Below are 3,765 nucleotides of genomic sequence, written 5' to 3'. Positions count from 1 at the left end.
CTGTTTCGATGATCAAGCGCGCCGAGGAGCGTGGCGAGATCAAGCCTGGCGACACCCTGATCGAAGCCACCTCGGGCAACACCGGCATCGCACTGGCCATGGCCGCGGCCATCAAGGGTTACCGCATGGTGCTGATCATGCCGGAGGACTTGTCCATCGAGCGTGCGCAGACCATGAAGGCGTTTGGCGCCGAACTCATCCTCACTTCCAAGAGCGGCGGCATGGAGTCGGCCCGCGACCTGGCCGAGAAGATGCAGGCCGAGGGCAAGGGCCGGGTGCTGGACCAGTTTGCCAACGCCGACAACCCGCGCGTGCATTACGAAACCACCGGGCCAGAGCTCTGGGCGCAGACCGCCGGACGCATCACGCACTTCGTGAGCGCCATGGGCACCACCGGCACCATCACCGGCGTGTCGCGTTTCCTGAAGGAAAAGAACCCGGCCATCCGCATCATTGGAGCCCAGCCCAGCGAGGGCTCGCGGATTCCCGGTATCCGCAAGTGGCCGACCGAGTACCTGCCGAAAATCTACGACCCGAGCACGGTCGACGAGCTGGTGTATGTGAGCCAGTCCGATGCCGAGGCCATGTGCCGCCAGCTCGCCCGCGAAGAAGGCATCTTTGCCGGCATCTCCGCCGCGGGTGCGTGCTGGGTGGCGCAGCAGATTGCTGCCCAAGTGGAGAACGCCACCATCGCCTTCGTCGTGTGCGATCGCGGAGACCGTTACCTCTCCACCGGCGTGTTCCCGGCCTGACCATGAGCACCTCGTTCAAGTTCTGCCCCTCCTGCGCAACGCCTCTCGCCTTGATCGGTCAGGAAGAAGACGGTGGGTTCACCGAGCGGCTGCGATGCCCCGCCTGCGGGTACACGCACTGGAACAACCCCACTCCGGTGCTCGCCGCCATCGTCGAGGTGGATGGCCGCATCCTGCTGGCGCGCAACGCGGCCTGGTCGGGTCGCACATTTGCGCTCATCACCGGCTTCATGGAAGCGGGGGAGTCGCCAGAAGAAGGCATCCGTCGCGAAATTGCCGAAGAAACTTCGCTGGATGTGACAAAACTCACGTTGGTGGGGGTGCATGATTTTCAGCGCATGAATCAGGTGATCGTGACCTACCACGCGGTCGCGCACGGCGAGATCAAACTCTCGCCCGAGCTGTTGGAATACAAGCTCATGGAACCGGCCAACATCCGCTGCTGGCGCGCCGGCACTGGCTTTGCGCTGGCCGACTGGTTGCGCAGCCGAGGCCTGGAACCCGTGTTCATGGAAGACGTTCAGAGGCCTGCAGACCCCGTCGCCTAGCGCAAAAGTGCACTGCGGTACGGTGCAGGGTAAAAAAACGCGCCGCTTAGAATGATCAATTCCAAGGAAAGCCCCCATGCACGCCGACAAAGAACTCGATGCCCGCGGTTTGAACTGCCCGCTGCCCATCCTGAAAGCCAAGAAAGCCCTGGCCGACATGCACAGTGGCCAGACCTTGAAGGTGATTTCCACCGACGCGGGTTCGGTCCGTGATTTCCAGGCCTTTGCCAAACAGACCGGCAATCAGCTGGTCGAACAGCAAACGGTGGGCAACGAACACTTCACGCTGCTCAAACGGCGCTGAAGTCAGCTCGCAATCAGCCCGCCCCCCATGGAAGTCCTGCTCGTCGATCCACTGGTGCCTGAGGCGCTGTCCTGGTTGCAGGAGCGGCACGAGGTCACGTATCGCCCCGAGCTGGGCGACGATCCGGTGGAGCTGCGCAAGGCCACCTACAAGACGCGAGCCATCGTGCTACCGCCGCACGTGGTCGTTTCCGAGGAATTCCTCAACTTTTCGCCCAAGCTCGAGATCGTGGCGCGCATGCAGATCTCGAGCGACAACACCGATCTCGATGCTTGCGCACGGCGCCATGTGCGCGTGTTGCAGGCGCGCAGCGCAACGGTGCGGTCCAACGCCGAGTACCTGCTCTACGGCCTGCTCATGCTGTACCGCCGCGGCATGATCAGCGCGCTGCTCGGTCGCAAGATTTCCCAGGTGCGCATGGGGCGCGAGCTCTCCGGCAGCACCGTGGGTCTGCTCGGCCTTGCGCCTGTGGCCCACACGCTGGCGCCCATGCTCAAAAGCCTGGGTGTGCGCTTGCTGGGTTACGACCCGGCGGTGCACCACGCCGCGGCCATCTGGAACAAGCTCGGCGTGGAGCCTGTGACCCTGCAAGACCTGCTGTCCCGCTCGGACGCGATCTCGCTGCAGATGGTCTATGCCTCGCGCTTTCGCGGCTGGATCAACGAGCGCCTGCTCAACCATTGCAAACCGGGGCAGCTCTGGGTGGGCGTGAGCCGCAGCACATTGTTCGATGCCGACGCGCTGGCGCTGGCGCTGTGCGACGGGCGCATCGATGCGTGTTTGATGGACGGAGCCAACCCACAGTTCGCCGCCGAAGGCACGCCCTTGCACGGCATCCCCAACCTGCACCTCACACCTCGCCTGGGCTCGCACACCCGCGAAGCCAAGCTGCGCGCGAGTTGGTACGTGGCGCATCGCATCCACGAAACCCTGTCGCCGCATGCTGTGGGGCAAGAGGGGCGGGTGAGCGATTTCTCGGTGCTCGACAGCCTCGAATACCACGAGCCCGAGGACCCGCAGGCGGTCACGCCGTCGCAGTGGGGTTCGATCGCAATGCATCGCGGGTAACCCCCGCCGCGCTGCGCGCGACCCCCCTGGAAGGGGGGCGACACCTGCGGCCTGGCAAAGCCAGTTCCGCGGTGTCTCTGGGTAAGGCATCTCTCCCCGGAGAGACGTGACAGCCCCGGCCCCTCTCTCCCCTTCTCTCAGGCGCCCAGCCGCTGCAGTTGCTCGCGCATCTTCTCCAGCGTCGCTGTGAAGTCGGCCACGCGCTTTCTTTCCTGATCGATCACGGCCGGGGGTGCCTTGGCCACGAAGGCTTCGTTCGACAGCTTGGCTGTGGCCTTGGTGATCTCGCCTTCCAGCCGTGCGGCTTCCTTGCCCAGTCGAAGCTTTTCGGCCGCGACATCGATCTCCATGAACAGGCACAGGCGCGCCTCGCCGACGACGGCCACCGGAGCGGCTTGCGCGGCAGCAGCCCAGGCGGCCTCATCGGTGAACACTTTCACTTCGTTCAGCTTGGCCAGACCTTGCAGCACCGGGCCCATGGACTGCATGTAGGTGGTGTCGCCCAGCACGTACAGCGGCAGGCGGGTGGCCGGTGAAACGCTCATCTCACCGCGCAGGTTGCGGCAGGCGTCCACCAAGGCCTTGAGTTTGGTGACGTGTGCAATGGATGCCTCGTCAATCTTGTTGAGCTGGGCTTGCGGGTATCGCGCGATGCTCACCGACTCGCCCGGCAGGCCGGCCACGGGCGCGACCTTTTGCCACAGCTCTTCGGTGATGAAGGGGATCACCGGGTGTGCCAGGCGCAAGATGGCTTCGAGTGTGCGGATGAGTGTGCGGCGGGTGGCACGCTGTTGTGACGCATCGCCGGTCTGGATCTGCACCTTGGCGATTTCCAGATACCAGTCGCAGAACTCGTTCCAGACGAAGTCGTAGATGGTGTTTGCAACGTTGTCCAGCCGGTATTCGGCGAAGCCCTTGGCCACCTCGGCTTCTGTCTTCTGGAGCAGCGAGGAGATCCAGCGGTCGGCCTGGCTGAAGCTCAGGTAACCGTGGAAGGGTTGGCCCACGGCGCACTCTTCCTTGGTGTGGTCTTCCAGACCGCAGTCCTGGCCTTCGCAGTTCATCAGCGTGAAGCGCGTGGCGTTCCAGAGCT

The 3,765-nt window shown here is 64.1% G+C and carries 5 protein-coding genes; 4 read left to right on the top strand and 1 reads right to left on the bottom strand.

What is annotated here, in order from left to right; translation table 11 throughout:
- The 4 genes from cysM to IV113_RS19600 form a co-directional block, all read left to right on the top strand.
- Window positions 1–752, top strand: a 752-nt coding sequence (gene cysM, locus IV113_RS19615; RefSeq protein ID WP_291088492.1) for a cysteine synthase CysM, incomplete at its 5' end; no start/stop codon positions are given.
- Between the two features lie 2 nt (window positions 753–754).
- On the top strand, window positions 755–1,300 hold the full coding sequence (locus tag IV113_RS19610) for an NUDIX domain-containing protein (RefSeq protein WP_291088490.1): 546 nt from the start codon (window positions 755–757) through the stop codon (window positions 1,298–1,300).
- A 76-nt stretch (window positions 1,301–1,376) separates the two neighbouring features.
- Window positions 1,377–1,604 (top strand): sulfurtransferase TusA family protein, encoded by a 228-nt coding sequence (locus IV113_RS19605; protein WP_291088488.1) that lies wholly within the window; start codon window positions 1,377–1,379, stop codon window positions 1,602–1,604.
- A gap of 27 nt (window positions 1,605–1,631) precedes the next feature.
- Window positions 1,632–2,672, top strand: coding sequence for an NAD(P)-dependent oxidoreductase (locus tag IV113_RS19600; RefSeq protein WP_291088486.1), 1,041 nt, complete (start codon window positions 1,632–1,634; stop codon window positions 2,670–2,672).
- Between the two features lie 137 nt (window positions 2,673–2,809).
- Here the strand turns inward: IV113_RS19600 and IV113_RS19595 are convergent.
- On the bottom strand, window positions 2,810–3,765 hold a 956-nt coding region (locus IV113_RS19595), incomplete at its 5' end, for a class I tRNA ligase family protein (protein WP_291088484.1).

The sequence above is a fragment of the Hydrogenophaga sp. genome, from assembly GCF_018780385.1.
In the GTDB taxonomy this organism is placed as follows: Bacteria; Pseudomonadota; Gammaproteobacteria; order Burkholderiales; family Burkholderiaceae_C; genus Hydrogenophaga.
Note: the sequence above shows the minus strand (reverse complement) of the source record. Positions and strands in the feature narration are given on the sequence as shown.

Bases quoted from the DNA above. Each gene is read 5' to 3' on its own strand.
- IV113_RS19605 (WP_291088488.1), top strand. From the start codon at position 1,377: ATGCACGCCGACAAAGAACTCGATGCCCGCGGTTTGAACTGCCCGCTG.
- IV113_RS19600 (WP_291088486.1), top strand. From the start codon at position 1,632: ATGGAAGTCCTGCTCGTCGATCCACTGGTGCCTGAGGCGCTGTCCTGG.
- IV113_RS19610 (WP_291088490.1), top strand. From the start codon at position 755: ATGAGCACCTCGTTCAAGTTCTGCCCCTCCTGCGCAACGCCTCTCGCC.